This is a genomic window from Magnetospirillum sp. (assembly GCA_027532905.1).
In the GTDB taxonomy this organism is placed as follows: Bacteria; Pseudomonadota; Alphaproteobacteria; order CACIAM-22H2; family CACIAM-22H2; genus Tagaea.
In genome coordinates, this window is sequence record JAPZUA010000001.1 from 1,093,460 (window position 1) to 1,115,961 (window position 22,502).

The following is a 22,502-nucleotide window of genomic DNA, read 5'->3' on the forward strand; positions in this document are numbered from 1 at the left end:
TTTGCGGCAACTTGTCGAATGCGCTATTCTCTGGGTATGTCCTACGTGCTGATGCCCGCTTTGGTCTCGCCGCCCGTGGCCGAGATCTACAAGAAATTTCTGTCGCCGGCCGCGCCCGCGACGGTGTCGGACATTTTGGGCAAAGCCGAAAGCTTCAAACAGAATCCGACGGCCTCTTCGCCCGCCCCGCTGCCGCCCGCATCGGCGAGCTGGGGCCGCGGCGGCACCTCGTTTTTCGCCTAAGCCATGGCCGAGCTCTACCCCCTCCCCAATGTGATCTCGCCGTTTGCGCCGCGCGTGACGCCGCCCAACACCGGCAGCCCGGCCCGCGCCGAGCGCGTCGAGCAGCGGCAGAATCCGCCGCCCCCGCCGCCGACGAATTCGGCGCGCGGCAACACGCTCGACGTTCAAGCCTGATTCCGCACAAAACCCAAACGCCAATGCCCGACGAAACGTCCCCCGGCGATGCGCGACAGGCGCTGCGCGCCATCGACAAGCGCCTCGCCGAATTGTGGCACATGGGTTCGTGGTTCGTGGCCGGCTGGTCGATCGAGGCGACCGACCTCATCGTGGCGCTCGCTCCCATCGGCATGCTGCCGGATCTCGCGGAAACCGAAATCGGCCTGCTGCGCGGCGACTCACTCGACGGGCGCGCCCTCGTGGCCGTGGCCAAGCGCGCGGATCTGCGCATCGAAGCGATTCCGGCGGGTGCTTGGTGGGCGGCCCCTGCGATGCGCGCAGCGTTGGCGCAGAGCGTGCAGCGCTATGCGATCCGCCGCTCGCCCTTCCACGCAACGGCGCGCATCGAGATCGACAATTTTCCGACGCTCAAAACCGTCGAGCAGGTCGCACAACTCGCGACACTCTCCTATTCGCTCAATCTTGCGGCCGAACGCCTGCTTGCGGCCAACAGCGACATCGATCTCGGGCGCAGCCCCACGGTCGCCGGCTACCGGCTGTGGAACCGCCGCCAAGGCTGGAAGGCCGACGCGGATCTTTTCTGCCTGCTGGCACTGGCGCTTGCCGAAAACGGCCTCGCGCGTGCGCGCGATCCGCGCACGGCCCCGATCGTCAAGGCCGCCTTCGCCGTAGGGCCCGGCTGGGAGTTTTCGCTGCCCCGCGGCGGCGGCAGTCCGATGATCCACAACGACGTGCTCGGCGAAGTGCGCTCGACCGTTTCGACGCTCGTCAATTGCGCGCTGCCCGGCCAGATTCTGACCGGTTCTTTCAACCGCCCGATGGTGGACGGCGCGCCGCGCCCCGGTGTGCCCTACAAAAATCTCGACGCGCCCCGCTTCATGGGTTTGGCCCAGCGCCGCCTCGGCGATTTCGACAACGTGCTGCTGGGTCCCGAGAAGATCGCCGGCCTCAAACTCTATCTCACCGGCGACGAGATCGGCCCCGGCACGTTCGACATCAAAGCGTTCCGCTACAAGCTCGCCGACGGCGGCGACATCGAGGCCTTCAACGTCAAGCTCAACATCTTCCGCCCCGCCAATCCGCCGCTGTTTTTCGGGCTGCAGCACAAGGATCTCGCCAACGCAGCCCCGACGCGCGCCTACTATTCGGAAGATTCGGCGCGCGAATTCGTGCTGAAAGACTGAGCTTGGCGATGATCGGTTGCGGTCTGGATTTCGGCACGTCGAATTCGGCGATCGGCATAACGCGCGGCGGCCATGTCGAGCTTGCACCCGTCGAAGACGGCCGCACGCTGCTCCCCAGCGCCGTGTTCTTCGACGACGACGCGAGCCTGCCCGTGCAGTTCGGCGATGCCGCGATCGCGGCCTATGTGGGCCAAGCCGAAGGGCGGCTGATGCGCGCGCTCAAATCGCTGTTGGGATCCTCGCTGATCGAGGAGGAGACGCGCCTTGCCGGGCGCAAAATGCCGCTCACGCGCGTCGTCGAGATCTTCGTGCGCCATCTCAAACGCAAAGCCGAAGAATTCGCCGGCGCGCAAATCGCCGACGTCGTGATGGGCCGGCCCGTGCGCTTCGTCGACGGCGACGACGCGGCCGATGCGGCAGCACAAGCCGCCCTCGAAGCCATCGCGAAAAAGGCGGGCTTCCGCAACGTCGCCTTCGCGTTCGAGCCGATCGCGGCCGCCTACCATTACGAACGGACGGTGACGCGCGAAGCGATCGCGCTGATCGCCGACATCGGCGGCGGGACGAGCGACTTTTCGGTGGTGCGCGTGGGGCCTCAGCGGCGCTTGCGCGCCGAGCGCGCGCAAGACGTGCTGGCGACCGGGGGCGTGCATATCGGCGGCACCGACTTCGACACGAGCCTCAGCCTTGCGCGCCTGATGCCGCTGCTCGGCCACGGCACGCGCCTTGTCGAAAAGAATCTGTCGATGCCCAACGCGCTCTATTTCGAGCTCGCCGCGTGGGCGACGATCAATTTCGCCTACACGCGCAAGAACGAGCGCGAGATCGCCGAACTCGTCGCGATCGCGGCCGAGCCTGCGAAGGTCGAGCGGCTCTTGAACGTCGTGCTCCATCGGCTCGGCCATCGCCTCGCCGCTGCTGTCGAAACCACCAAGATGGAATTGAGTGCGGCCGCGCGTGCCGCCTTGCCGCTTGAGTTTCTCGAGAAAGATTTGACGCTCGAAGCGTCGCGCGCGGATTTCGAGGGCGCCATTGCCGGCCAAATCGACCGGCTGCAGGAAACGGCCAGCGCCTGCATTGCGGCGGCGGGTCTCAAACCCGCCGCGATCGACACGGTCCTTTTGACCGGCGGCTCGAGCCGCGTGCCCGCCGTGCGTGCTGCAATCGCGCGCGCCGCCCCTGCGGCAAAACTCGCCGGCAGTTCGGACCTGCTGTCGGTGGCCTTGGGCCTGACGCAGATGGCCGGTCTTCGGACCTAGCGCACCATGCGGATTAGGTAGAGCGCGTCGTCTTCGGTCAATTGCGCGAAGCTTGCGCGCACCGCATGGATCATCGCGCGCGTCGTCTCTGCATAACTCGTACCGGGGGGCAGATCGCGGCGGGCCGCACTGCAGATCTCGATTATGGTCGCAAGCCGCACCGGCGGCCGGTCGTCGTGAAGCGTTGCGTGAAGGCTCAGCATGGGCGCTCCCTGGCAAATTCGCTTGCGGCGAATTGGTTTTTTGGGTCTGTCGCCGAGACAATGTCGCGCCTCGCCTGCGAACCCTTGCGCCTTCAAGTGGGTGTGCGCAAGCGCCCTACAAGAGATATCGACAAAAAAGAATCGCAGAATCGCAACATGGCGGTATCAAGGTAAATACAATGGCTTCGCGCCGCTAACGGACGGTATCGGCCTGCGTCGCGCGTGCGCGTTTGACGAGCCGTACAAGCTCGACGCGCGCTGCTTCCGGATCGCCGACGACCTTGTCGAAGGCAAGCCGCACGGTCTCGCCGGTTGCCGCCTGCCGCAGATCGAACCCTTCGGGATCGACGCCGGTCATGCGCCAGCCGCCGGCCGCACGCCCGGCCAACACGGTCGCGTAGAGTTCGACCGCATCGCCGTGGTCCTCATTCATGTGCGCAACGATTTCCGCTTCGCCGGCTGCCAAAGCTTCGCAACCGGCCACGTCGCGCGCGAAATTTTCGAACCACACGATGCGCCCGAACCCGGCGACGAGATGCGCGCGCCGTGGCGCCACGCGCCAGAACGAAAAATCGGCGAAGCCCGCATACATTTCCGCCTGCGGAAAGCGCGCGAGATAGCGCGCGACGAGTGCGGCGTCTTCAGCCTTGCCCGGATCGAGGCGGGCCGCATGGCCCTGCACGCTCACGCGCGGGCCGGTCAGCGTTTCGCCGTGGCCGGCCGTCCCGTCGAACAGCAGCGAGCAGCGCGCATCCACGAGCAGGTTCTTGGTGTGCTCGGCCAATGTGGAGATCAGCAGCAAGGGTGCGCCGTCGTGGCCGAACGCGACTTCGACGAGGCTTGCACAGGCAGCCCCCGTCTCGGGCGTATCCGGCCGCGCGGTCACGGCGACGGTCGCCTTGTGGCAGCCTCGTGCCACATGGCGGGCAAGGGCGAGCGGATCGGTTGGCGGCGGCATTGCGGTCATGTTTTTTCCTGCAGGCAGCGCGGTGCTGTTTGGCATAGGATCGCACGAGGCGTGCCCCAATTGAGCCGCAATCGCCTGCCATTCTCAAGATCGTTCCGTCCCCCCTCTTGCTCGGAGCCGATCCTGCCATGGCCCTCAGCGTTTCCGTCCCTCATTCGCGAACGATGCCCATGCCGACTTCCCAACGCTCGATTGTCCTGGTCGACGACGACCGCAACATCCTCGCCTCGGTGTCGCTCGCCCTCGAAGCCGAAGGCTTCAAGGTGCGCAGCTTCACCGACGGAGCGGAGGCTTTGCGTGCACTAGCCGCGGAGCCCGCCGACTTGGCGATCCTCGACATCAAGATGCCGCGCATGGACGGCATGCAGGTGCTCGAGCGTCTGCGCGCAAGCTCGGCGATGCCGGTCATCTTCCTCACCTCCAAAGACGACGAGGTGGACGAGGTGATGGGTCTGCGCTTGGGTGCGGACGACTACATCACCAAGCCCTTTTCCCAGCGCCTGCTGATCGAGCGCATCCGCGCCCTGCTGCGCCGCCAGGAAGCAAACCGGGCTGCCGCCGCAGGCCAGAGCCCGGCGGTCGGCACCGAGCCCGCCTTGGTGCGCGGCGATCTGTCGGTCGATCCGGAGCGCCATCTGTGCACCTGGAAGGGCCTTCCCGTGGTGCTGACCGTGACCGAATTCATGCTGCTGAAGGCACTCGCCCAGCGCCCCGGCCTCGTCAAAAGCCGCGACCAGCTGATGGACCTTGCCTACGGCGAGTCGATCTATGTCGACGACCGCACGATCGACAGCCACGTGAAGCGCCTGCGCAAGAAGTTCAAAGCGGTCGATCCGGAATTCAGCCAAATCGAAACCCTTTACGGCCTCGGCTATCGCTTCAAAGAAAAATAGGGCGCGTTTCAAAGAAGAATAGCCTGGGCCGCACGGTGCTCTAAAGTGCGGGCCATGGACCGGCCATGGAACTGAAATCCCTGTCGCGGCGGCGCTTCTCGCCGCTCACGCGCCGCATTCTGTTCGTGAACATGCTGCCGCTGCTGCTGCTGACGGTGGGCGTGCTTTATCTCGACGATTTCCGCCGCGGGCTCATCGAGTCCGAATTGCAGGCCCTGACCACGCAAAGCCAGATCATCGCGGCCGCCCTCGGCGAAGCGGCCGTGTCGGTCGCCGACCCCGACGATGACGAGCGCGACGACCGCCTCGCACCCGAACTGGCACGCCAGATTTTGCGCCGCTTGGTCGAGCCCACGCGCGTACGCGCGCGCCTGTTCGACGATACGGGTGCTTTGCTTGCCGACAGCCGCATGTTGGGCCAAGGGTTCCTTGCGGTCGAAGTCGCCCCGCTGCCCCCGCCCGACGCACCGGCCGAACGGCCGCGCGCCAGCGACATGCTGGTCGATCTGCTCGGCGGGGCGATGACGCAGGATTTGGCGCTGCCGCCCTATCGCGAATTGCGCGAGGCGAATGCGGCCGACTACGAGGAAGCGCGCCTCGCCTTTCTGGGCGAGGGTGCGCGCGCAGTGCGCCGGGCTGCCGGCGGCGGGATCGTGCTGACGGCCGCCGAACCTGTGCAGCGCTTCAAGCAAGTGCTCGGCGCTCTGATGCTCTCGACCGACGGGCGCAATATCGAAACCGCGCTGCGCACGGTGCGGCGCGACATTCTGCGCCTGGCAAGCGTCACGCTGTTGCTGACGGTGCTGCTGTCGCTGTATCTGGCGGGGACCATCGCGCGCCCCGTGCGGCGCCTTGCGCGTGCGGCCGACCGCGTCACGAGTGCCCGCACACGTTCGGGCGTGGGCGGTACACTCGGGGCCGGTGCCGCTTTGTCGCGCGCGATCCCGGACCTCACCGCGCGCGGCGACGAGATCGGCGATCTGTCGGCCGCCTTGCGCGACATGACCGAAGCGCTTGCCCGCCGCCTCGACGCGATCGACCGCTTCGCCGCCGACGTCGCGCACGAACTCAAAAATCCGCTGACCTCTCTCAAGAGTGCGGTCGAAACCGTGGCGCGCGTCTCCGATCCCGGCGTGCAGCAAAAGCTTATGGCGATCGTGCTCGAAGACGTGGCGCGCCTCGACCGGCTCATCACCGACATTGCCGGTGCCTCGCGCCTCGATGCGGAGCTCAGCCGCACGCAAGCCGAGCCGGTCGATCTTGCGCAGTTGCTCGAAGGTTTGGCCGAAGCGCTCGCCGCCGTCGCCAAACCCGGTCAGGCCAAACCGATCTTCACGGCGGCCAATGCCGGGCCCTTTGCCGTGATGGGGATTGGCGACCGGCTCGGCCAGGTCTTTCGCAACGTCGTCGCCAACGCCCAGTCCTTCAGCCCGCCCGACGCCTCGGTGCGCATCGCCATCGCCCGGGTCGGCAACAAGATCGCCGTCACGATCGACGACGACGGCCCGGGTATTCCGGCAGAAAAATTCGACGCGATTTTCGAACGATTCTATTCCGAGCGCCCAGCGAGCGAAAAATTCGGCACCCACTCGGGCCTCGGCCTGTCGATTTCGCGTCAAATCGTCGAGGCGCATGGCGGCACCATAACCGCCGAAAACCGCCAAAATGAGACGGGTGCCGTGCGCGGCGCACGCTTCACAATCCAGCTGCCGGCTGCCTAGTTTTTGGGCGGTATCTGGGGATTTTCGGGCTTCTGGTTTACTGCCCATCTTTTGTGCAGCGCAACGCGGCGCGATTGACATCAGCGTCGTTCGGTCGCAGGCTGCTGGCGGCGTGAGGCAACGAACCACACTTCAGGTCCATGCGACCTGTGTCGAAATTGCCAGGGTTGGCGTTTTGTTGTGCGGCGCATCGGGAAGCGGCAAGTCCGACCTGGCGTTGCGGGCCATCGCCGCCGGTGCGCGGCTGGTGGCCGACGACAGGGTCGATCTCTGGTACGATGAACCAAAGCAGAGCGGACCAAAGCAGAGCAGGACGAAACGGTCGCAACAGATTGTATGGGCACAAGCGCCCGCGGCCTTGGTCGGTTATCTGGAGGTTAGAGGAATCGGTATCGTGCGTGAGCCTGCCGCAAAACGTGCCCGTATCGGGCTGGTGATCGACTTGGCCGACAAGGCCGACATCGAGCGCCTACCGGAAATGCGTTCGCGCACGCTGCTCGGGCAGGCATTCCCGTTGCTCGCCCTCGACCCGTTTGCGGCGTCGGCCGTGGCAAAACTTTTCCTGGCCGCGAAGCTCGCGCGCCACCAAGCGCTTTTCGCGCATTGAAGCGCCCGAGGCCGAGATCCAAGATGACATCTTCGATTTTGCCCGGCGCGCGCGCCCGATGACCGTTCCCCTGCAAGCAGCGCCCGTTCCGGCCCCGCATGCGCCTGCGCGCCGCGTGGTGCTCGTCACCGGTCTGTCGGGGGCCGGCCGGTCTTCGGCCATGCGCGCACTTGAAGATGCGGGCTACGAGGCGGTCGACAATCTGCCGCTCACCTTGCTCGCAAGCCTCGTTTTGTCCGAGCCTGCCGCCGATCTGCGCCCGGTCGCGATCGGCGTGGATACGCGTACGCGCGATTTTGGCGTCGATGCGCTGACCACCGCCATCGACCGGCTGGTGGCCGAGCCCGCCCTCGACGTACGCCTGCTCTATCTCGATTGCGACGACGACCAGCTCGCGCGCCGTTTCACCGAAACGCGCCGCCGCCATCCGCTCGCCGCCGACCGGCCGCTCTTGGACGGCATCAAGGCCGAACGCCGCCTGCTCGAGCCGTTGCGCGCGCGCGCCGACCGCGTGATCGACACGACCGGCCTTGCCCCGCACCAGCTCAAGCGCTTCGTGCAGGACGATTTCGCCCTCGACGCGCCCGCGGGCCTTGCCCTGTCGGTCGTGAGTTTCGCCTACCGCAACGGCCTGCCGCGCGAGGCCGATCTTGTGTTCGACGTGCGGTTCCTCGCCAACCCGCATTACCGGCCCGATCTGAAGCCGCTTACCGGCAAAGATGCCGACGTGGCGCAGTTCGTGGCCCGCGATCCGGGCTTCCAGGCATTTTTCGACGGCCTTTCCGACATGATCGCGGCCCTGCTGCCGCGCTTCGAGGCGGAAGGCAAATCCTATCTCACCGTCGCGATCGGCTGCACGGGCGGGCGTCACCGCTCGGTCTTCGTGGCCGAACGTTTGTCGGCACGCCTCGCCCAAGGCGGGCGGCGTGTGGCACTCGTCCATCGCGACCTCGACCGGAGTTTTGCATGAGCACGACACCCCGCCCCCCGCAACGCCCAAACAACGTCGAGCCGATCGCCAAAGACATGCCCGAAAAATCCGAAACGCTGATCGGGCTTGTGCTCGTCACGCACGGCCGACTTGCCGCCGAGTTCGTGGCCGCCCTCGAGCATGTGGTGGGGCCGCAGCGCAACGTGGCGGCCGTGTGCATTGGCCCCGACGACGACATGGAAATGCGCCGCAACGAAATCCTCGAAGCGGTCGCACGCTGCGACACAGGCGCCGGCGTGGTCGTGCTCACCGACATGTTCGGCGGCACGCCGTCGAACCTCGCCATTTCGATCATGGACCGCGCGCGCATCGAAGTGATCGCGGGCGTCAATCTGCCGATGCTGATCAAGCTTGCGAGCGTGCGCGCAAGCGAACCGCTGGTCGCCGCCGTGCAGGCCGCGCGCGAAGCGGGCCGCAAATACATCAACGTCGCCTCGCAGTTGCTGGCAGGCGACATCAAGCCGGTCGCCGCCGCGCGATGAGCCAAACGGCCGCGGCGACCTGCGAGATCCGCAACAAGCGCGGCCTGCATGCGCGTGCGGCCGCCAAATTCGTGAAACTCGCAGGCCAGTTTGGCGCCGACATCCGCGTGACCAAAGGGGCCACGACCGTGTCGGGCCTGTCGATCATGGGGCTGATGATGCTGGCGGCCGCCCCGGGCTGCAGTGTCGAGATCGCGGCCGAAGGCGACGACGCGCAAGCGGCCGTCGACGCGATCGCCGCCCTCATCGCCGCCAAGTTCGACGAAGACTGAAGCGATGGCGCGCACGCCCGCACCCAAATCGACCGCCCGCGGCAAGGGCCAGGCAAGCTATCAAGGCCTCGGCGTGGCGCCCGGCATTGCGATCGGGCCGGCGCACGTGCAAGGCAGCGAAGTGCCCGCCTTCGCCGACTGCACGATCGCACCCGACCAGATCGATCTCGAAAAAGCGCGCTTTGCCGCCGCCGTCGAGACCAGCAAGAAACAGCTTGCCAAACTCAAGCAGAAGACCGGCAATCTGCCGGCGGCGGCGGCCGAAGAGCTGAGCTTCCTGCTCGACGCGCACATCCAGATGCTGTCGCAATCGCGCCTCGTGCGCGGCGTGGAGCGACGCATCGGCGAAAATCTCGCAATGTCCGAAACGGCCGTGCGCGCCGAGTCCGAGGCGATCGCCGAAGCCTTCGAGGCGATGAACGACAGCTATCTTGCCCAACGCGTGCAGGATGTGCGCGAAGTCGCCGCCCGCCTCGTGCGCAATTTGACGCAAACGCCGTGGGGCGCATTCAAGAATCTGCCGGCCGGTGCCATCATCGTCGCCGAAGAAATCACGCCCGCCGACACGGCCACGATGGACCCCGACATTGTCGGCGGCTTTGCGACCGTGACCGGCGGGGCCGAAGGCCACACCGCGATCATGGCGCGCGCACTGGGCCTGCCGGCCGTGCTCGGCATTGCCGATCTCGTGGGGGCGGTGCGCTCTGGCGACACCGTGATCGTGGACGGCACCGAGGGCCGTGTGATTGTGCGCCCGACGGCCGCCACGCTCGAGCGCTACGAAAAGCGCCGCCTCGACTACGAAAAGGAAGAGCGCCAGTTTTCGCGGCTGGCGAAGCTTCCGGCCGTCAGCAAAGACGGTGTGGAATTGTCGCTCGGCGCCAATCTCGAACTGCCGCGCGAGGTCGAGCAAGCACTCGCCGTCGGTGCGTCGTCGATCGGCCTGCTGCGCAGCGAATTCATGTTCATGAACCGCTCGGACGTACCGGGCGAAGACGAGCAGTACAAGTTCCTCTCCGAAATCGTCAAAGGCATGGGCGGGCGCACGGTGACGATCCGCACGCTCGATGTGGGCGGCGAAAAACTCGCCTCGGCATTGGGCGATCTGTCGCCAGGGCCGAACCCGGCTTTGGGCTTACGCGCAATCCGCCTGTCGCTGGCGCGGCCGGAACTGCTCGATGCGCAGATTTCTGCGATTCTGCGCGCTGGCGCGCACGGGCCGGTGCGCATCCTCGTGCCGATGATCGCAACGGTCGACGAAATGAAGCAGGTGCGCGAAGCCCTGCTGCGCAACGCGCGCCGCTTGATCCGCAAGGGTACCCCCATCGCCGATCCGCTGCCGCCCGTGGGCGCGATGATCGAGATCCCGGCGGCGGCGCTTGCGGCGGACGCGCTCGCACGCGTGTGCGATTTCTTCGCACTCGGCACCAACGACCTCACCATGTACGCGCTTGCCATCGACCGCGGCGACGAGCAGGTGGCGCATCTCTACAACCCCTTGCACCCGGCCGTGCTGCGCTTGATCCAATTCACGGCCGAGGCCGCGTTGCGCAACCGCATTCCGGTGTCGATCTGCGGCGAGATCGCGGGCGATCCGCGCTACACGGCCTTGCTCGCGGGGCTCGGCATCCGCGAATTGTCGATGGCGCCCATCAAAATTCCGCGCGTCAAAAACCGCGTGCGCACGCTCGACATCCAAAGTGCAGCGGCACGCGCGCGCATGGTCATGGAGCAATGGGACATGAAGACCATTGCCGACCTCGTCGACGCCTACAACGACAGCCTTCTCAAGACCAAAGAATAGAAGCGTTTTCAGCCGCTTGGGGCAGGCTCGGGAAAACCCTTTGAGCGGCTGCGGCAGGGCGGCTATAAGCGGCCCTTCGCGCCCCCGCAAAGGCGGGGACTGCCCCCTTTCTGTCCCAACCTGGAGCTTGTTTGCAGATGCCCGATTATATCGTCAAAGACGTGTCGCTGGCCGAGTGGGGCCGCAAGGAACTGTCGATCGCCGAGTCCGAAATGCCGGGTCTCATGGCGATCCGCAGCGAATACGGCCCGTCGCAGCCGCTGAAGGGCGCGCGCGTCGCAGGCTCGCTGCACATGACGATCCAGACGGGCGTGCTCATCGAAACGCTGAAAGCACTGGGCGCAGACGTGCGCTGGGCGTCCTGCAACATCTTCTCGACGCAAGACCACGCCGCCGCCGCGATCGCAGTCGCCGGCACGCCGGTCTTCGCCTACAAGGGCGAAACGCTGGTCGAGTACTGGGACTACACGCATAAAATCTTCGAATGGGCCGACGGCGGCGTGCCGAACATGATCCTCGACGACGGCGGCGACGCCACGCTGCTGATCCATCTCGGCATGAAGGCCGAGATGGACCTGTCGGTCGTCGCGAACCCGACCAACGAAGAAGAAGAAGTGCTCTACGCCGCTATCAAGAAGCGCGTGGCCGAACAGCCGGGCTGGTACAGCAAGGTCGGCAAGGCAATCCGCGGCGTCACGGAAGAAACCACGACCGGCGTGCATCGCCTGTATCTGATGGAAAAGGACGGCTCGCTGCTGTTCCCGGCCATCAACGTCAACGACTCGGTCACCAAGTCGAAGTTCGACAATCTGTACGGCTGCCGCGAATCGCTGGTCGACGCAATCCGCCGCGCGACCGACGTGATGATGGCCGGCAAAGTCGCGGTCGTCGCCGGCTTCGGCGACGTCGGCAAGGGCTCGGCCGCCTCGCTGCGCCAGGCCGGTGCCCGCGTGCTCGTGACCGAAGTCGATCCGATCTGCGCGCTGCAGGCGGCGATGGAAGGCTACGAAGTGGTGACGATGGAAGACGCCGCCACGCGCGCGGACCTCTTCGTGACCGCCACGGGCAACGTCGACGTCATTACGATCGAGCATATGCGCGCCATGAAGGACCGCGCGATCGTGTGCAACATCGGGCATTTCGACAGCGAGATCCAGGTCGCGGCCCTCAAGAACTACAAGTGGAACAACATCAAGCCGCAGGTCGACGAGATCGAACTGGCGAGCGGCAAGCGCATCCTGCTGCTGGCCGAAGGTCGGTTGGTGAATCTTGGGTGCGCCACGGGCCATCCGAGCTTCGTGATGTCGTCCTCGTTCGCGAACCAAACGCTGGCGCAGATCGAGTTGTGGGTGAACCGCGACAACGGCAAGTACGCGCGCAAGGTCTACACGCTGCCCAAGACGCTCGACGAAAAGGTCGCGGCCCTGCATCTCGAGAAGATCGGCGTGAAGCTTTCGAAGCTCACCCCGGCCCAGGCCAAGTACATCAACGTGACCGAACAGGGTCCGTTCAAGGCCGACACGTACCGCTACTAAGCGGCACCTGCCGACACGCAAGGAAACGGCCGGACGCTGGCACCAGCGTCCGGCCGTTTTCGTTTCAGTCGCTTGAATGCGCCCGCTTCGTCTAGGATATGCGCCGTGATCGAGTTTCTGTCAGGACTGGCGGCGGGCGGGGCGGCGGTGGGGCTTGGCTGTCTCGCATTGTGGCGGCGGCTCAAGGCGGCCGAGGCGCGCGCGATTTCGGCCGAGGCGGCGCGCGGCGAATTCGCGGTGCGCGCCAATCTCGAACGCAGCGAGCGCGAAGCCGCCGAAGATGCAGTGCGGCGCCTCGAATCCGCATTCGACGCGCTCCCCTTGCCGCTGTGGCGGCGCGACGGCGAACAGCAGCTTGTCTGGTGCAATCGCACCTACGCGGCCGCCGCCGACCTCACGCGCGACGAAATCCTGGGCGGACGCATCGGACTCGGCGGGGTGGCGCTTGCCAACCGCCTCATGCGGCTTGCGCGCCTCGCCCTTGCCGCGCGCACGCCGCAGAGCGAAAGCGACCATATCGTGGTCGCGGGCGTGCGGCGGCTGTTCGACTTCACGGAAGTGCCGCTGCCCGACGGCGGCACCATCGGCATTGCGGTCGACCAGACCGAACGCGACGATGCGGCGATCGAACTTGCGCGCCACATCGCCGCCCAAGGTGCGGTGCTCGAGACGATGCCGGTCGCGATCGGCATTTTCGGCGCCGACCGGCGCCTCAAATACTTCAACAGCGCCTATGCGCGCCTGTGGCGCGCCGACGAGGCGTGGCTTGCGGGCGAGCCCGAATACGGCGAGATCCTCGAGACGCTGCGCGAGCGGCGGCGCCTGCCGGAATTCGCCGATTTCCGCCTGTTCAAGCGCCAGCGCATGGGCCTCTTCGACTCGCTGTTCGAATCCTTCGACGAGCTCATGTATCTGCCCGACGGCACCACCTTGCGCGAGCGCTGCATGCCGCATCCGCTGGGCGGCCTCCTGTTCGCGTTCGAAGACGTAACCGACCGGCTCGTGCTCGAGCGCTCCTACAACACGCTGATCGCCGTGCAGCGCGCCACGCTCGACAATCTCTACGAAGGCGTCGCCGTGTTCGGCTCGGACGGGCGGCTCAAGCTGCACAACCCGGCCTTCGCGCGCATCTGGGACATTCCCGACGCCGCCCTCGTCGCCGAGCCGCATATCGGCGACGTGGTCGAACGCATGCGCCCGTTCTACGAACCGCAGGCCGACTGGCCCGCCCTCAAAGAGCGCATCGTCGAGAGCCTCACCGCGCGCGACGGCACGCGCGCGCGTATCGCGCGCAACGACGCGCGCGTGCTCGACTATGCGGTGGTTCCGCTGCCCGACGGGGCCACGCAGCTTTCCTTCGTCGACGTCACGGACCGGCTGCGCGTGGAACAAGCGCTGCGCGAGCGCGCCGAAGCGCTCGAAGCCGCCGACCGGCTCAAATCCGAATTCATCTCGACCGTGTCCTACGAGCTGCGCACGCCGCTCAACACGATCATCGGCTTCACCGAGCTGCTGGCGAAACAGTATTTCGGCACCCTCAATGCGCGCCAGAGCGAATACTGCGCCGACATCCTGACGGCGTCCGAGCGGCTGCTGGCGATCGTCAACGACATTCTCGATCTCGCCTCGATCGACGCCGGGCGCATGACGCTCGAGCTGCATGCGGTCGATCCGGCGAGCCTGCTCGCCGACACCGCCCAGATCATGAGCGATCTTGCGCGCGAGCGCGAAATCACGGTCGCCGTGGACGCCGCAACCGACGTGCCTTTGCGTGGCGACGACCGGCGCCTCAAACAAGCGATGTGCAATCTCGTGTCCAACGCGCTCAAATTCACCCCGCCCGGCGGGCGCGTGGCGCTGTCGGCCCGGGCCGAAGGCGACAGCGTGCTGCTCGCCGTCGCCGACAACGGCACCGGCATCGCCAAGGCGGACCTTGCGCGCGTGTTCAAGGAATTCGAGCGCGGCAACGACGCCGAGACGCGACGCATGGGGGCGGGGCTCGGCCTGTCGCTGGTCAAACGCATCGTCGAGCTGCATGGCGGCAGCATCGATTTGCAGTCCGAACCCGGCGTCGGCACGGTCGTGACCTGCCGGCTCGCGCGCTGGAACGAAGCGGCCGAAGCGAAATCGCCTTAAGCTACGCGCCGGTTCGGGTCGCGCAGCATGCTGTCGATATGGAAGCCCTGGAAAAGGCGAATGCCGACCGCCTGGCCGAGCTCGAGCGCTTCGGCCGTCTCGCAGCGCGCCATGATGAGGCGCCCCGGTTCGGCCGCCGCAATGCGTTCGGCCACGCCCGCATCGCGCCATTCGTTGACGCGCTCGGCACGGAAAAGGATCTTGATGAAATCCGCCCCCATCTCGGCGCGCGAGAACATCGGCAGCACGTCGAGCGTGACGCCGTCGAGCAGCACGCGGTACCCGGCATTGCGCAGGAATTCGCACGCCGTCAGATACTCGGCGAAATCCCAGAAGACGTCGAAGCGCGGGATCTCGATGATGATCTGGCTCTTCGGGATGAAATTGGCGATGCGCGTGTCGAACTCGCGGAACGATGCACTCATCACGGTCTGGATGTTGAGATTGATCGACACGTTGCCGGACGTGCGCGTGACGAATCCGTCGAACATGGCGCGCAGCACGCGCTGGTCCATCGTGCGCGTGAGCTGCTGGAACAAGGGCTTCACGATGCGCAGATCGTTGCGCGGGGCCACCATCTGGCGCAGATCGTTGATGCCGACGAACACCTCGCGAAAAAAATTGCGCATCATCTCGCCGGGGGCGACAGCACAGCACATCTGGCTCTTGAGGAAGCCCGTGATGTCGGCCTTGCGCAGCAGGTCTTCGAGCTTGGCGAGCGAGGCGGGCGTCAGCGGCTGGCCCTGCGCGGTGGTGAGGGCCGTGCCCGCCTTGTTGAGCAGGCGCGCGCGGCGCTCGGCGAAGGCGCGATAGTCCTCGGCGATCTTGCCGACGATCGCCTCGAAATCGGCGAGGCCGTCCTTGAGCGCGAAGAACTCGTAGGCGTCCTGCGCCTGGCCTTCTTCGATGCCGGCCGCCGACGCGTGCTGGCGCAAAAGCGCTTTGAGATCGCTGTCGAAGTTTTCGAGATGGTAGCGATGGTCGCGCCGGAACAGCAGCACGATGTTGAAATTGTGCATCGCGTACACGCCGCTGTCGGATTGCCCGAGCAGCGTGCGCAAGGCGTGGATGATCTGCTGGAAATTCTCGCGCCGGCGCCCGAACCACGCCGAATTGTTCATCGCGATGACCGCGCCGTAGCGAAACTGGATGTCCTCGGACCGCTTGATGCGGGCGAGTTCCGCCAACAGGCTTTCTTCGTCGGTCGTGTCGGTGGTTTTCTGATCCATAATGCGTGCGGATTCTATCCTAGAGGACCGGTTTGTTCAACCCGACGCGCCCAGGGGAGGCCGCGCGCAGGGGCAGGCTGCGCTTGGCGACTGCGCCAGCGCTTCATGATGTCGAGCGATTCCGGCAGGCCGAGGCGCTCGAACATCGCCACCGCCTCGGCCGGCGGATCGAACTTGGCGTCCGCCGACTCCGGCATCACGCGCCCTTCGCTCGTCGAGGTGCGGCGCACGAGGCGGGCCAGCACCAGATACTGCGCGCGCTCCATGCCAAGTGCTCGGGCCGCAACCGCCAACGCGCGCCCGTCGGCCTGGTAGAGCACGCGGCGCGACAGGCGCATCGGCAGTTCGGCAAAACGCGCGAACAAAGCTTCGAACAGCGACACGTGCCCCTGGCGCAAAGTGCGCACCAGGATCGCGGGATCGTTGAGCCGCTCGGCCTTGATCGTGTCGGCAAGGCGGTCCGCACTCGAGCCCCACGCCATCGCCTCGCCATGGTCGGCGGCGGCATTTCCGACCGCCTCGTCGATCGCCCATTCGACCTCGGACGACCAGTTCGGCGACAGGCCTGCGTCGGGCTGGAAGGCGTAGCGCTCGCGGATCTGGCGTTTGAGATCGGCCGCAACCCAGCCATAGAGCTTGGCCGCAAGTTCGGAAGGCAGATCTTCGCGCGTCACAAGGCCGCTTTGTAGGCGCTCGTTCTCGCGCGCGAAATCGGCGAGATAGGCGTAGGTCGCGGCCGCGATTTCGGCCGAGCGATTGGCGAGCAACTCGGCCATCACATCGGCATCGCCGGTTTCGACGAGTGCTGCCGAAACGCCGGCACCGATCTCCTCCCGCGCGGCGATCGCAAGGCTGTGCGCACTGCCGCGCTGGCGGATGATTTCGATGAGATCGGCGTCGTTGAGGGCCGCACTCATGGTCAAAAGGGGGCGCGCGATTTGGATCTCGTCGTTGGCGAGTGCGAGAACGAGATCGCGCGGCGCATCCGGATTGGCGGCGAGCGATTCGGCCAGGCGCTGCCGGATCTCGGCTTCGGTCTCGCGAATGAGATGGCGCACGATGTCGGCGGCGATCTGGAAGGCGCTCGGATCGAACGCACTCGGCGCATCGGCTAGGATTTCGCCGAGCTGGTTGCCGATCTGCGCACGCGCGGGCCCACGCGCCGGGCCCCGGTCGGCCTGGGCGACCTGCAGCAACGCTTCGATTTTGCTTTGGATGCTTTCGGCCATCGCGGGTCCACGTTATGCGACGCAGCGAGTCTGCGGCAAGCGATTGCACCTGAGCCGCAGACCTTGAATCGTTTTGCGAATAATTCTTACTTGCATATTTGAAGCGCGAAGGCTATAACAACGCCACTGCAACTCATTCGCATCTGACGGAGAAAAGACAATGACAGTCGTTTCACGCCGCGCTTTGTTGGGCGGAATTGGGCTTGGCGGCCTTGCAGCAGTTTCCGGCGGCTGGGCGCCCTTCGGCGCGGCCCGCGCGCAAGCGGCCGGCACCGTCAATCTCTACACGGCGCGCCATTACGACACCGACGAGGCGATCTACACGAATTTCACGCGCGCAACCGGCATTCGCGTGAACCGCATCGAGGCCGACGCCGACAAGCTCATGGAGCGCATGCGCGCCGAGGGCGCCAACAGCCCGGCCGACATTTTCATCGCGGTCGATGCCGGGCGCATCTGGCGCGCGCAGGAGGCCGGTCTGCTGCAGCCGCTGCGCTCCGCCGTGCTCGAGGCGGCCATCCCCGCCAATCTGCGCGAGCCTGCGGGCCATTGGTTCGGCCTCTCCAAGCGCGTGCGCGTGATCGCTTACGACAAAGCGCGCGTGGCCCCTGCCGACATTGCGACCTACGCGTCGCTTGCCGATCCCAAGTGGAAGGGCAAGCTTTTGATGCGCTCGTCGACCAATATCTACAATCAGTCGATGGTGGGCGCCATGATCGCGCACAACGGCGAAGCTGCGACCGAAGCTTGGGTGAAGGGCATGGTCGCGAATTTCGCGCGGCCCCCGCGCGGCGGCGACACCGACCAGCTTCGCGGCATTGCCGCCGGCGAAGGCGAGATCGCCGTCGTGAACCATTACTACTACGCAAACCTCGCCGCCTCGACGAAGCCGGAGGACCAGGCTTTGGTCGCGAAGGTCAGCCTCGCGTTCCCCGAGCAAGGGGCCAACATGCGCGGCGTGCTTGCGAACATCACGGGTGCCGGGATCGCGCGCCATTCGCCGAACCGCGCCAATGCGGTGCGCTTCCTCGAATATCTTGCGACTGCCGAAGCCCAGAGCATCTTCGCCGAAGGCAACAACGAGTATCCGATCGTGCAGACCGCCCGCCTGTCGCCGGTCTTGAGCCGCTTCGGCGAGTTCCGCGAGGACACGATCGACGCCGCCGTCTTCGCGCGCAACAACGAAGCCGCCCTCAAGCTCACCGACCGCGCGGGCTGGCGCTGACCTCGGACGTGGCGGTAGTCTCATAGGAGCAATGAACTACCGCCACGCCTTCCACGCCGGAAATTTCGCCGATCTTGCCAAGCACGCCGCCCTCGGCCTGCTGGTGCGGCATTTGGTCGAAAAGCCCAAAGGCTTTTGCGTGCTCGACACGCATGCGGGCCTCGGCGAATACGATCTTCTTGCCGATGCGGCATCGCGCACCGGCGAATGGCTGGGCGGCATCGGCCGTGTCTTCGGGCGGAGCGACCCGCCCGCATCCCTCGCCCCCTATCTCGACGCGGTCAAAGCCCTCAACCCAGACGGCGTGTTGCGCTGGTATCCGGGCAGCCCGCGCCTCGTCAAATCGCTGCTGCGCCCGCAAGACCGCCTGATCGCGTGCGAATTGCACGAGGCCGACGCGGCGACGCTGCAACGCACCTTCGCGCGCGAGCGCGGCGTGGAGATCCGCGCGCAAGACGGCTACCAAGCGCTCGCAAGCCTGTGGCCGCCGCGCGAGCGGCGCGGCTTGGCGCTCATCGATCCGCCGTTCGAACGCACCGACGAATTCGCCGTCCTCGAAAACGCATTGCGCGGCGCCCATCGCCGCTTTGCGACGGGCACGCTCGCAGCCTGGTATCCGATCAAAGGCCGCGCTGCGGTCGATGCGTTTTTGGCCGCGATCGGCGACGGCCGTATTCGACGCGTGAGCGTGGCCGAATTCATGCGCCAGCCGCCCGACGATCCCAAGCGCCTCAACGGCAGCGGCCTCTTGATCGTGAATGCGCCATGGCAATTCGACGAAAAACTGCGCGAGGGCTGGGAATGGTGCGCTGCCGCCCTCGAGATATCGGGCGGCATTCGCATCGAAACGCTGGTCGGCGAATAAGTCGCTTTAGGTTGGCCCGCTTAGGTCGGGGGTGCGCCGATCGGGCCGTTGAGTTCGACTGTGACCGCCTCGGGACCTTTGCGCGCAGTCACGACCTTCATGCGCACCGGCTGGCCCGGCGACAGGCTCTGAAGCCCGGCATTGCGCAGCACCGTGATGTGCACGAACACGTCCTTGCCGCCGCCATTGGGCTGCACGAAGCCATAGCCTTTGAGGCCGGAGAACCATTTGACCACGCCGTCGAGCGATTCGGCATTCGAGAGATCGACAGGTGCCTGGTAGCTCGACCGCTCGTTGCCGCCGCGATCGCCCCAGCCGGCACCGCCACCGCCGCCGCGCTCGCCGCCGCGGTCGCGCTCGTAGCCGCCGCCGCGATCGTTGCCCCCGCCCCAGCCTGTCGACGAATTGCTGCGCTCGGTATAGGCCGGGCGCGCACGCGGGGCCGACGGTTGGGCGGTCGACTGGTCGACCTCGAGCACACGCAGAACCTGACGGCCCTTGGCGCTCGAACCGACTTCGACCGTCACGCTTGCACCCTCGCCGATCGATTCGTAGCCGGCTTGTTTCAAAGCCGACAAATGCAGAAAGGCTTCGGCCGATCCGTCGGCGGGCGTGACAAACCCGAATCCTTTGGCCGAATTGAACCACTTCACTGTGGCGCGCATCATCCCGTCACCGGCAGGCATCGTCCCGTCCTCGTCCTTCGCGTCGCAACGACGTTGGTTTGCAATGAAACAGCTTGCGGACGCCTTGCATTGCTCCCGCATTCGCGTTTTGCATCACAAGGCAGTCGCAATTATACCGCACCGCGCATCGACTCGCAAAGTCCGGAATAGCGCCCCGCTAATTGCGGGCGGTCTCGTAGACAAGTTCGGCCGCCGCAAGATCCTCAAGCGCCGTACCGACCGATTTGAATAGCGTGATTTGATTGTAGAACGAGCGCCCGGCCGCACGCCCTTGCGCCAGTTCGCCGAGGTCGCCCGCGATCTGCGCCTCGTGCAGCGTGCCGTTGGCCAGCGGCTGCACGATGTCGCCCGCCTCTTTCAGCGCCCCGCCGTAGGTATCGACATAGACGCGCGCGCGCGCGATCGCTTCGTCGTCGGCCTCGCGCATGGCGGGCGTGAAGCCGCCGACCAGATCGATATGCTGGCCCGGTCGCAGCCATGCCCCTTCGATCAGCGGCGCTTGGCTCAAGGTCGCACAGCTGATCGTGTCGGCCCACGCGGCCGCCTCGGCAAGATTTGCGGCGGCACGCGCGCGCAGGCGGCGGCCGTCGAAATTGGCGGCCAGGGTCTGCGCCTTTTTGAAGTCGCGACCCCACACGACCAGTTCGCGGATCGGCCGCACCGAGGCGTGGGCGAGGATCAGATGCGGCGCCAAAGCGCCCGTACCCACCATCAGCAGCTTTTCGGAATCCTGCCGCGAGAGATATTTGGCTGCCAATGCGGAAGCAGCGGCGGTGCGCTTCAAGGTCAGCATGCGCCCGTCGATCATGGCGAGCGGCGTGCCGTTGCGCGCCGACAGCAGCAGATAATTGCCCATGACCGACGGCAGACCCGCCGCTCCGTTCGACGGAAACACGGTCACGATCTTGATGCCGCAATAGCGCCCCGGCTGCCAGGCCGGCATCAGCAGCAGCGTTGCATCGGCCGCACCGGGGACCGGCACCGTATGGTGATGGCGCACGGGCACTTGGGCGCCGGTGCGAAAAGCGCCGCGCAGCACTTCGATCAGCGGCCCGATCTCGAGGATGTTTTCGACTTCGCTCGCGCCGAACACACGCATCGCACCGGGCGGGGCACTGCGCATCGCGGCTGCGGTCCTAGACCGGCGGCGTGGGGATAGGCAGCGATGCCGGGCTCGCAGGCGGTGCGGTTACGGCAGGCGCAGTCGCCGCGATTTTGGCCTTGAGCTCGGCCACTTCGCGAGCCAACGCATCGGCGCGGCGCGTGGCCGCACGCCCGCGGCTGCGCGCTCGACCGCCGCCGAACCACGCGATCACAGCCCCCAGCGCAAAGCCGATATAGAGGGCACCCACCAACGCCACGAACAGCGGCATTTCAAGCGCAGGGCCGAGCGGCCAGAAATCGACCGTCGCATCGCCGCGATTGCCAAGAGCGAACAGCCCGGCTGCGGCGGCGAGGATCCCTGCAAAAATCCAATAGAACAGCCGCATGGAAGCCGGCCTCAGCCGGACTTGCCGTCGGTATTGAGCTTCTCGCGCAATTCCTTGCCCGTCTTGAAAAACGGGATGAATTTTTCGGTGACATCGACCGACGTGCCCGTGCGCGGATTGCGGCCGGTGCGAGCCCCCCGTCGCTTGACCGAAAACGCGCCGAAGCCGCGCAGCTCCACGCGATGCCCGCGCGCAAGCGCCGCCGTGATTTCGTCGAACACCGTGGTGACGATGCGTTCGACGTCGCGTTGATAAAGATGCGGGTTGAGCTCGGCCAGCCGCAAGATCAGTTCCGACTTGGTCATTGCCCCGACACTCCCCAGCGCTTTGATATTGTCACCGCAAACGCAAGTCAGGGTGCCAGACGGCCACCAGCCCGTCAAGCCTAAGCCGTTCGGGCAGATAGGTTTTTCCGAACATCGCCGAAATCGCACTGCGCGCCATGCCGCCCAGGAGCGGCTCGTCGCGCCAAACCTGGATTTCGCGCATCGGCAAATCGCCGTCGATACCCTTGGTGGCCAGCCAGTCGCGCGCCTCGCCGATCCCGCCCAGCGCATCGACGAGGCCGTTGGCTTTGGCCTGGCGGCCGGTATAGACGCGCCCGTCGGCAAGCTTGAGGGCCGTTTCGCGGTCGAAATTGCGCCGCTCGGCCACCATGCCCACGAACATGTCGTACATGTCGTCGATCAACAGGCGCGTGGCGGCACGGCCCTCTTCGGTCAGCGCCTCGAATGGCGAGGGGACGGCCTTCAAAGGGGCGGATTTGATCGTCTCGGGCACGACGCCGAGTTTGCCAAGCAAGCCCGTCACGTCGGCCGTCTGCATCAAAACGCCGATCGAACCGGTGATGGTGCCCTCGCGCGCCACAATATGGTCGGCCGCGATCGCGACCATGTAGCCGCCCGAGGCCGCAACCTCGCCCAGCACGGCCACAACGGGCTTGTCGGCGGCTATGGCGCGCACCGCGCGAAAGAAGCTCTCGCCGCCCACGACCGTGCCGCCGGGGCTGTCGATGCGCAGCACCAGCGCCTTGGCATTGCGCGAGGTCATTGCGTCTTCGAGCGCGTCGATCATCTCGGGATCGTCCGCAATCACGCCCGACAGGCGCAGCTCGGCAATGTAAGGCTGGTAGCGGCGCGCAAGGTCGCTGCCGCCGGCCGCAACCGCGATCGCGACCGCCGCCACGACGATCGCCGCCCCGCGCCACCAAGAGCGCGAGCGCTTCAAACGCCGCCGTTCCGCAATAAGTTCGCCCTCGTCCATGGCCCGCAATCTAGGGCGTCGGGGTGCATGTCACAAGCCCC

At 66.1% G+C, this 22,502-nt stretch carries 24 protein-coding genes; 15 read left to right on the top strand and 9 right to left on the bottom strand.

From position 1 onward, the window contains the following. Positions 1-18 precede the first annotated feature (18 nt). The 4 genes from O9320_05320 to O9320_05335 are packed head-to-tail and all read left to right on the top strand — an operon-like array spanning position 19 to position 2,863. Complete coding sequence (locus O9320_05320; protein ID MCZ8310251.1) at positions 19-243, top strand: hypothetical protein; 225 nt, start codon at positions 19-21, stop codon at positions 241-243. 3 nt (positions 244-246) lie between these two features. Next, on the top strand, positions 247-417 hold the full coding sequence (locus O9320_05325; protein MCZ8310252.1) for a hypothetical protein: 171 nt from the start codon (positions 247-249) through the stop codon (positions 415-417). 23 nt (positions 418-440) lie between these two features. After that, entirely contained in the window at positions 441-1,604 is a 1,164-nt protein-coding gene (locus O9320_05330; GenBank protein MCZ8310253.1) for a hypothetical protein, read from the top strand. Between the two features lie 8 nt (positions 1,605-1,612). Then, entirely contained in the window at positions 1,613-2,863 is a 1,251-nt protein-coding gene (locus tag O9320_05335; protein MCZ8310254.1) for an Hsp70 family protein, read from the top strand. Here O9320_05335 and O9320_05340 read toward each other — a convergent pair. Beyond that, the gene (locus tag O9320_05340; GenBank protein ID MCZ8310255.1) at positions 2,860-3,066 is read right to left on the bottom strand and encodes a hypothetical protein; all 207 of its coding nucleotides are present in this window, start codon (positions 3,064-3,066) and stop codon (positions 2,860-2,862) included. The genes O9320_05335 and O9320_05340 overlap by 4 nt on opposite strands. A gap of 193 nt (positions 3,067-3,259) precedes the next feature. Then, positions 3,260-4,033: a DUF2470 domain-containing protein gene (locus O9320_05345; GenBank protein MCZ8310256.1), complete on the bottom strand. Its 774-nt coding sequence runs from the start codon at positions 4,031-4,033 to the stop codon at positions 3,260-3,262. A gap of 170 nt (positions 4,034-4,203) precedes the next feature. Here O9320_05345 and O9320_05350 point away from each other — a divergent pair, with 170 nt between their 5' ends. The 9 genes from O9320_05350 to O9320_05390 all read left to right on the top strand — a co-directional run bounded on the left by O9320_05350 (position 4,204) and on the right by O9320_05390 (position 14,474). Next, on the top strand, positions 4,204-4,926 hold the full coding sequence (locus O9320_05350; GenBank protein MCZ8310257.1) for a response regulator transcription factor: 723 nt from the start codon (positions 4,204-4,206) through the stop codon (positions 4,924-4,926). 65 nt (positions 4,927-4,991) lie between these two features. Beyond that, entirely contained in the window at positions 4,992-6,647 is a 1,656-nt protein-coding gene (locus tag O9320_05355) for a stimulus-sensing domain-containing protein (protein ID MCZ8310258.1), read from the top strand. A gap of 112 nt (positions 6,648-6,759) precedes the next feature. Continuing rightward, positions 6,760-7,254 carry an HPr kinase/phosphatase C-terminal domain-containing protein gene (locus O9320_05360; GenBank protein ID MCZ8310259.1) on the top strand — a complete coding sequence of 165 codons (495 nt, stop codon included), beginning with the start codon at positions 6,760-6,762 and terminating at the stop codon, positions 7,252-7,254. A gap of 58 nt (positions 7,255-7,312) precedes the next feature. Then, positions 7,313-8,224 carry an RNase adapter RapZ gene (gene rapZ, locus O9320_05365; protein MCZ8310260.1) on the top strand — a complete coding sequence of 304 codons (912 nt, stop codon included), beginning with the start codon at positions 7,313-7,315 and terminating at the stop codon, positions 8,222-8,224. 77 nt (positions 8,225-8,301) lie between these two features. Then, on the top strand, positions 8,302-8,727 hold the full coding sequence (locus tag O9320_05370) for a PTS sugar transporter subunit IIA (GenBank protein MCZ8310261.1): 426 nt from the start codon (positions 8,302-8,304) through the stop codon (positions 8,725-8,727). After that, positions 8,724-8,999: an HPr family phosphocarrier protein gene (locus O9320_05375; protein MCZ8310262.1), complete on the top strand. Its 276-nt coding sequence runs from the start codon at positions 8,724-8,726 to the stop codon at positions 8,997-8,999. Before O9320_05370 ends, O9320_05375 begins: the two co-directional genes overlap by 4 nt. 4 nt (positions 9,000-9,003) lie before the next feature. Next, a complete protein-coding gene (ptsP, locus tag O9320_05380; protein MCZ8310263.1) occupies positions 9,004-10,803 on the top strand; it encodes a phosphoenolpyruvate--protein phosphotransferase in 1,800 nt (599 codons plus the stop codon). A 137-nt stretch (positions 10,804-10,940) separates the two neighbouring features. Further along, positions 10,941-12,338 (top strand): adenosylhomocysteinase, encoded by a 1,398-nt coding sequence (ahcY, locus tag O9320_05385; GenBank protein ID MCZ8310264.1) that lies wholly within the window; start codon positions 10,941-10,943, stop codon positions 12,336-12,338. Positions 12,339-12,443: 105 nt separating this feature from the next. Then, a complete protein-coding gene (locus O9320_05390) occupies positions 12,444-14,474 on the top strand; it encodes a PAS-domain containing protein (GenBank protein ID MCZ8310265.1) in 2,031 nt (676 codons plus the stop codon). Here the strand turns inward: O9320_05390 and O9320_05395 are convergent. Together O9320_05395 and O9320_05400 are read right to left on the bottom strand one after the other, a co-directional pair. After that, complete coding sequence (locus tag O9320_05395) at positions 14,471-15,703, bottom strand: EAL domain-containing protein (GenBank protein MCZ8310266.1); 1,233 nt, start codon at positions 15,701-15,703, stop codon at positions 14,471-14,473. The two genes, O9320_05390 and O9320_05395, sit on opposite strands and share 4 nt — an antisense overlap. A gap of 14 nt (positions 15,704-15,717) precedes the next feature. Continuing rightward, positions 15,718-16,932, bottom strand: coding sequence for a DUF2336 domain-containing protein (locus tag O9320_05400; GenBank protein MCZ8310267.1), 1,215 nt, complete (start codon positions 16,930-16,932; stop codon positions 15,718-15,720). A gap of 160 nt (positions 16,933-17,092) precedes the next feature. Here O9320_05400 and O9320_05405 point away from each other — a divergent pair, with 160 nt between their 5' ends. After that, entirely contained in the window at positions 17,093-18,157 is a 1,065-nt protein-coding gene (locus O9320_05405; GenBank protein ID MCZ8310268.1) for a Fe(3+) ABC transporter substrate-binding protein, read from the top strand. A gap of 31 nt (positions 18,158-18,188) precedes the next feature. Next, on the top strand, positions 18,189-19,022 hold the full coding sequence (rlmJ, locus tag O9320_05410) for a 23S rRNA (adenine(2030)-N(6))-methyltransferase RlmJ (protein MCZ8310269.1): 834 nt from the start codon (positions 18,189-18,191) through the stop codon (positions 19,020-19,022). A gap of 20 nt (positions 19,023-19,042) precedes the next feature. On the opposite strand, the gene O9320_05415 is transcribed toward rlmJ, so the two are convergent. The 5 genes from O9320_05415 to sppA all read right to left on the bottom strand — a co-directional run bounded on the left by O9320_05415 (position 19,043) and on the right by sppA (position 22,461). Beyond that, on the bottom strand, positions 19,043-19,708 hold the full coding sequence (locus O9320_05415; GenBank protein MCZ8310270.1) for a cold shock domain-containing protein: 666 nt from the start codon (positions 19,706-19,708) through the stop codon (positions 19,043-19,045). A gap of 157 nt (positions 19,709-19,865) precedes the next feature. Further along, a complete protein-coding gene (locus tag O9320_05420) occupies positions 19,866-20,831 on the bottom strand; it encodes an ornithine cyclodeaminase family protein (protein ID MCZ8310271.1) in 966 nt (321 codons plus the stop codon). Positions 20,832-20,844: 13 nt separating this feature from the next. Next, complete coding sequence (locus tag O9320_05425; protein MCZ8310272.1) at positions 20,845-21,198, bottom strand: LapA family protein; 354 nt, start codon at positions 21,196-21,198, stop codon at positions 20,845-20,847. Between the two features lie 11 nt (positions 21,199-21,209). Next, the gene (gene ihfB / locus O9320_05430; GenBank protein MCZ8310273.1) at positions 21,210-21,503 is read right to left on the bottom strand and encodes an integration host factor subunit beta; all 294 of its coding nucleotides are present in this window, start codon (positions 21,501-21,503) and stop codon (positions 21,210-21,212) included. A 31-nt stretch (positions 21,504-21,534) separates the two neighbouring features. Then, positions 21,535-22,461: a signal peptide peptidase SppA gene (gene sppA / locus O9320_05435; GenBank protein MCZ8310274.1), complete on the bottom strand. Its 927-nt coding sequence runs from the start codon at positions 22,459-22,461 to the stop codon at positions 21,535-21,537. Positions 22,462-22,502 lie beyond the last annotated feature (41 nt).

Excerpts from the sequence above, each read along its gene's own strand:
- O9320_05320 (MCZ8310251.1), top strand. The coding sequence starts at position 19 with ATGCGCTATTCTCTGGGTATGTCCTACGTGCTGATGCCCGCTTTGGTC.
- O9320_05325 (MCZ8310252.1), top strand. The coding sequence starts at position 247 with ATGGCCGAGCTCTACCCCCTCCCCAATGTGATCTCGCCGTTTGCGCCG.
- O9320_05330 (MCZ8310253.1), top strand. The coding sequence starts at position 441 with ATGCCCGACGAAACGTCCCCCGGCGATGCGCGACAGGCGCTGCGCGCC.
- O9320_05335 (MCZ8310254.1), top strand. The coding sequence starts at position 1,613 with ATGATCGGTTGCGGTCTGGATTTCGGCACGTCGAATTCGGCGATCGGC.
- O9320_05340 (MCZ8310255.1), bottom strand. The coding sequence starts at position 3,066 with ATGCTGAGCCTTCACGCAACGCTTCACGACGACCGGCCGCCGGTGCGG.
- O9320_05345 (MCZ8310256.1), bottom strand. The coding sequence starts at position 4,033 with ATGACCGCAATGCCGCCGCCAACCGATCCGCTCGCCCTTGCCCGCCAT.
- O9320_05350 (MCZ8310257.1), top strand. The coding sequence starts at position 4,204 with ATGCCGACTTCCCAACGCTCGATTGTCCTGGTCGACGACGACCGCAAC.
- O9320_05355 (MCZ8310258.1), top strand. The coding sequence starts at position 4,992 with ATGGAACTGAAATCCCTGTCGCGGCGGCGCTTCTCGCCGCTCACGCGC.
- rapZ (MCZ8310260.1), top strand. The coding sequence starts at position 7,313 with ATGACCGTTCCCCTGCAAGCAGCGCCCGTTCCGGCCCCGCATGCGCCT.
- O9320_05375 (MCZ8310262.1), top strand. The coding sequence starts at position 8,724 with ATGAGCCAAACGGCCGCGGCGACCTGCGAGATCCGCAACAAGCGCGGC.
- ptsP (MCZ8310263.1), top strand. The coding sequence starts at position 9,004 with ATGGCGCGCACGCCCGCACCCAAATCGACCGCCCGCGGCAAGGGCCAG.
- ahcY (MCZ8310264.1), top strand. The coding sequence starts at position 10,941 with ATGCCCGATTATATCGTCAAAGACGTGTCGCTGGCCGAGTGGGGCCGC.
- O9320_05395 (MCZ8310266.1), bottom strand. The coding sequence starts at position 15,703 with ATGGATCAGAAAACCACCGACACGACCGACGAAGAAAGCCTGTTGGCG.
- O9320_05400 (MCZ8310267.1), bottom strand. The coding sequence starts at position 16,932 with ATGGCCGAAAGCATCCAAAGCAAAATCGAAGCGTTGCTGCAGGTCGCC.
- O9320_05405 (MCZ8310268.1), top strand. The coding sequence starts at position 17,093 with ATGACAGTCGTTTCACGCCGCGCTTTGTTGGGCGGAATTGGGCTTGGC.
- rlmJ (MCZ8310269.1), top strand. The coding sequence starts at position 18,189 with ATGAACTACCGCCACGCCTTCCACGCCGGAAATTTCGCCGATCTTGCC.
- O9320_05415 (MCZ8310270.1), bottom strand. The coding sequence starts at position 19,708 with ATGCCTGCCGGTGACGGGATGATGCGCGCCACAGTGAAGTGGTTCAAT.
- O9320_05420 (MCZ8310271.1), bottom strand. The coding sequence starts at position 20,831 with ATGCGCAGTGCCCCGCCCGGTGCGATGCGTGTGTTCGGCGCGAGCGAA.
- O9320_05425 (MCZ8310272.1), bottom strand. The coding sequence starts at position 21,198 with ATGCGGCTGTTCTATTGGATTTTTGCAGGGATCCTCGCCGCCGCAGCC.
- ihfB (MCZ8310273.1), bottom strand. The coding sequence starts at position 21,503 with ATGACCAAGTCGGAACTGATCTTGCGGCTGGCCGAGCTCAACCCGCAT.
- sppA (MCZ8310274.1), bottom strand. The coding sequence starts at position 22,461 with ATGGACGAGGGCGAACTTATTGCGGAACGGCGGCGTTTGAAGCGCTCG.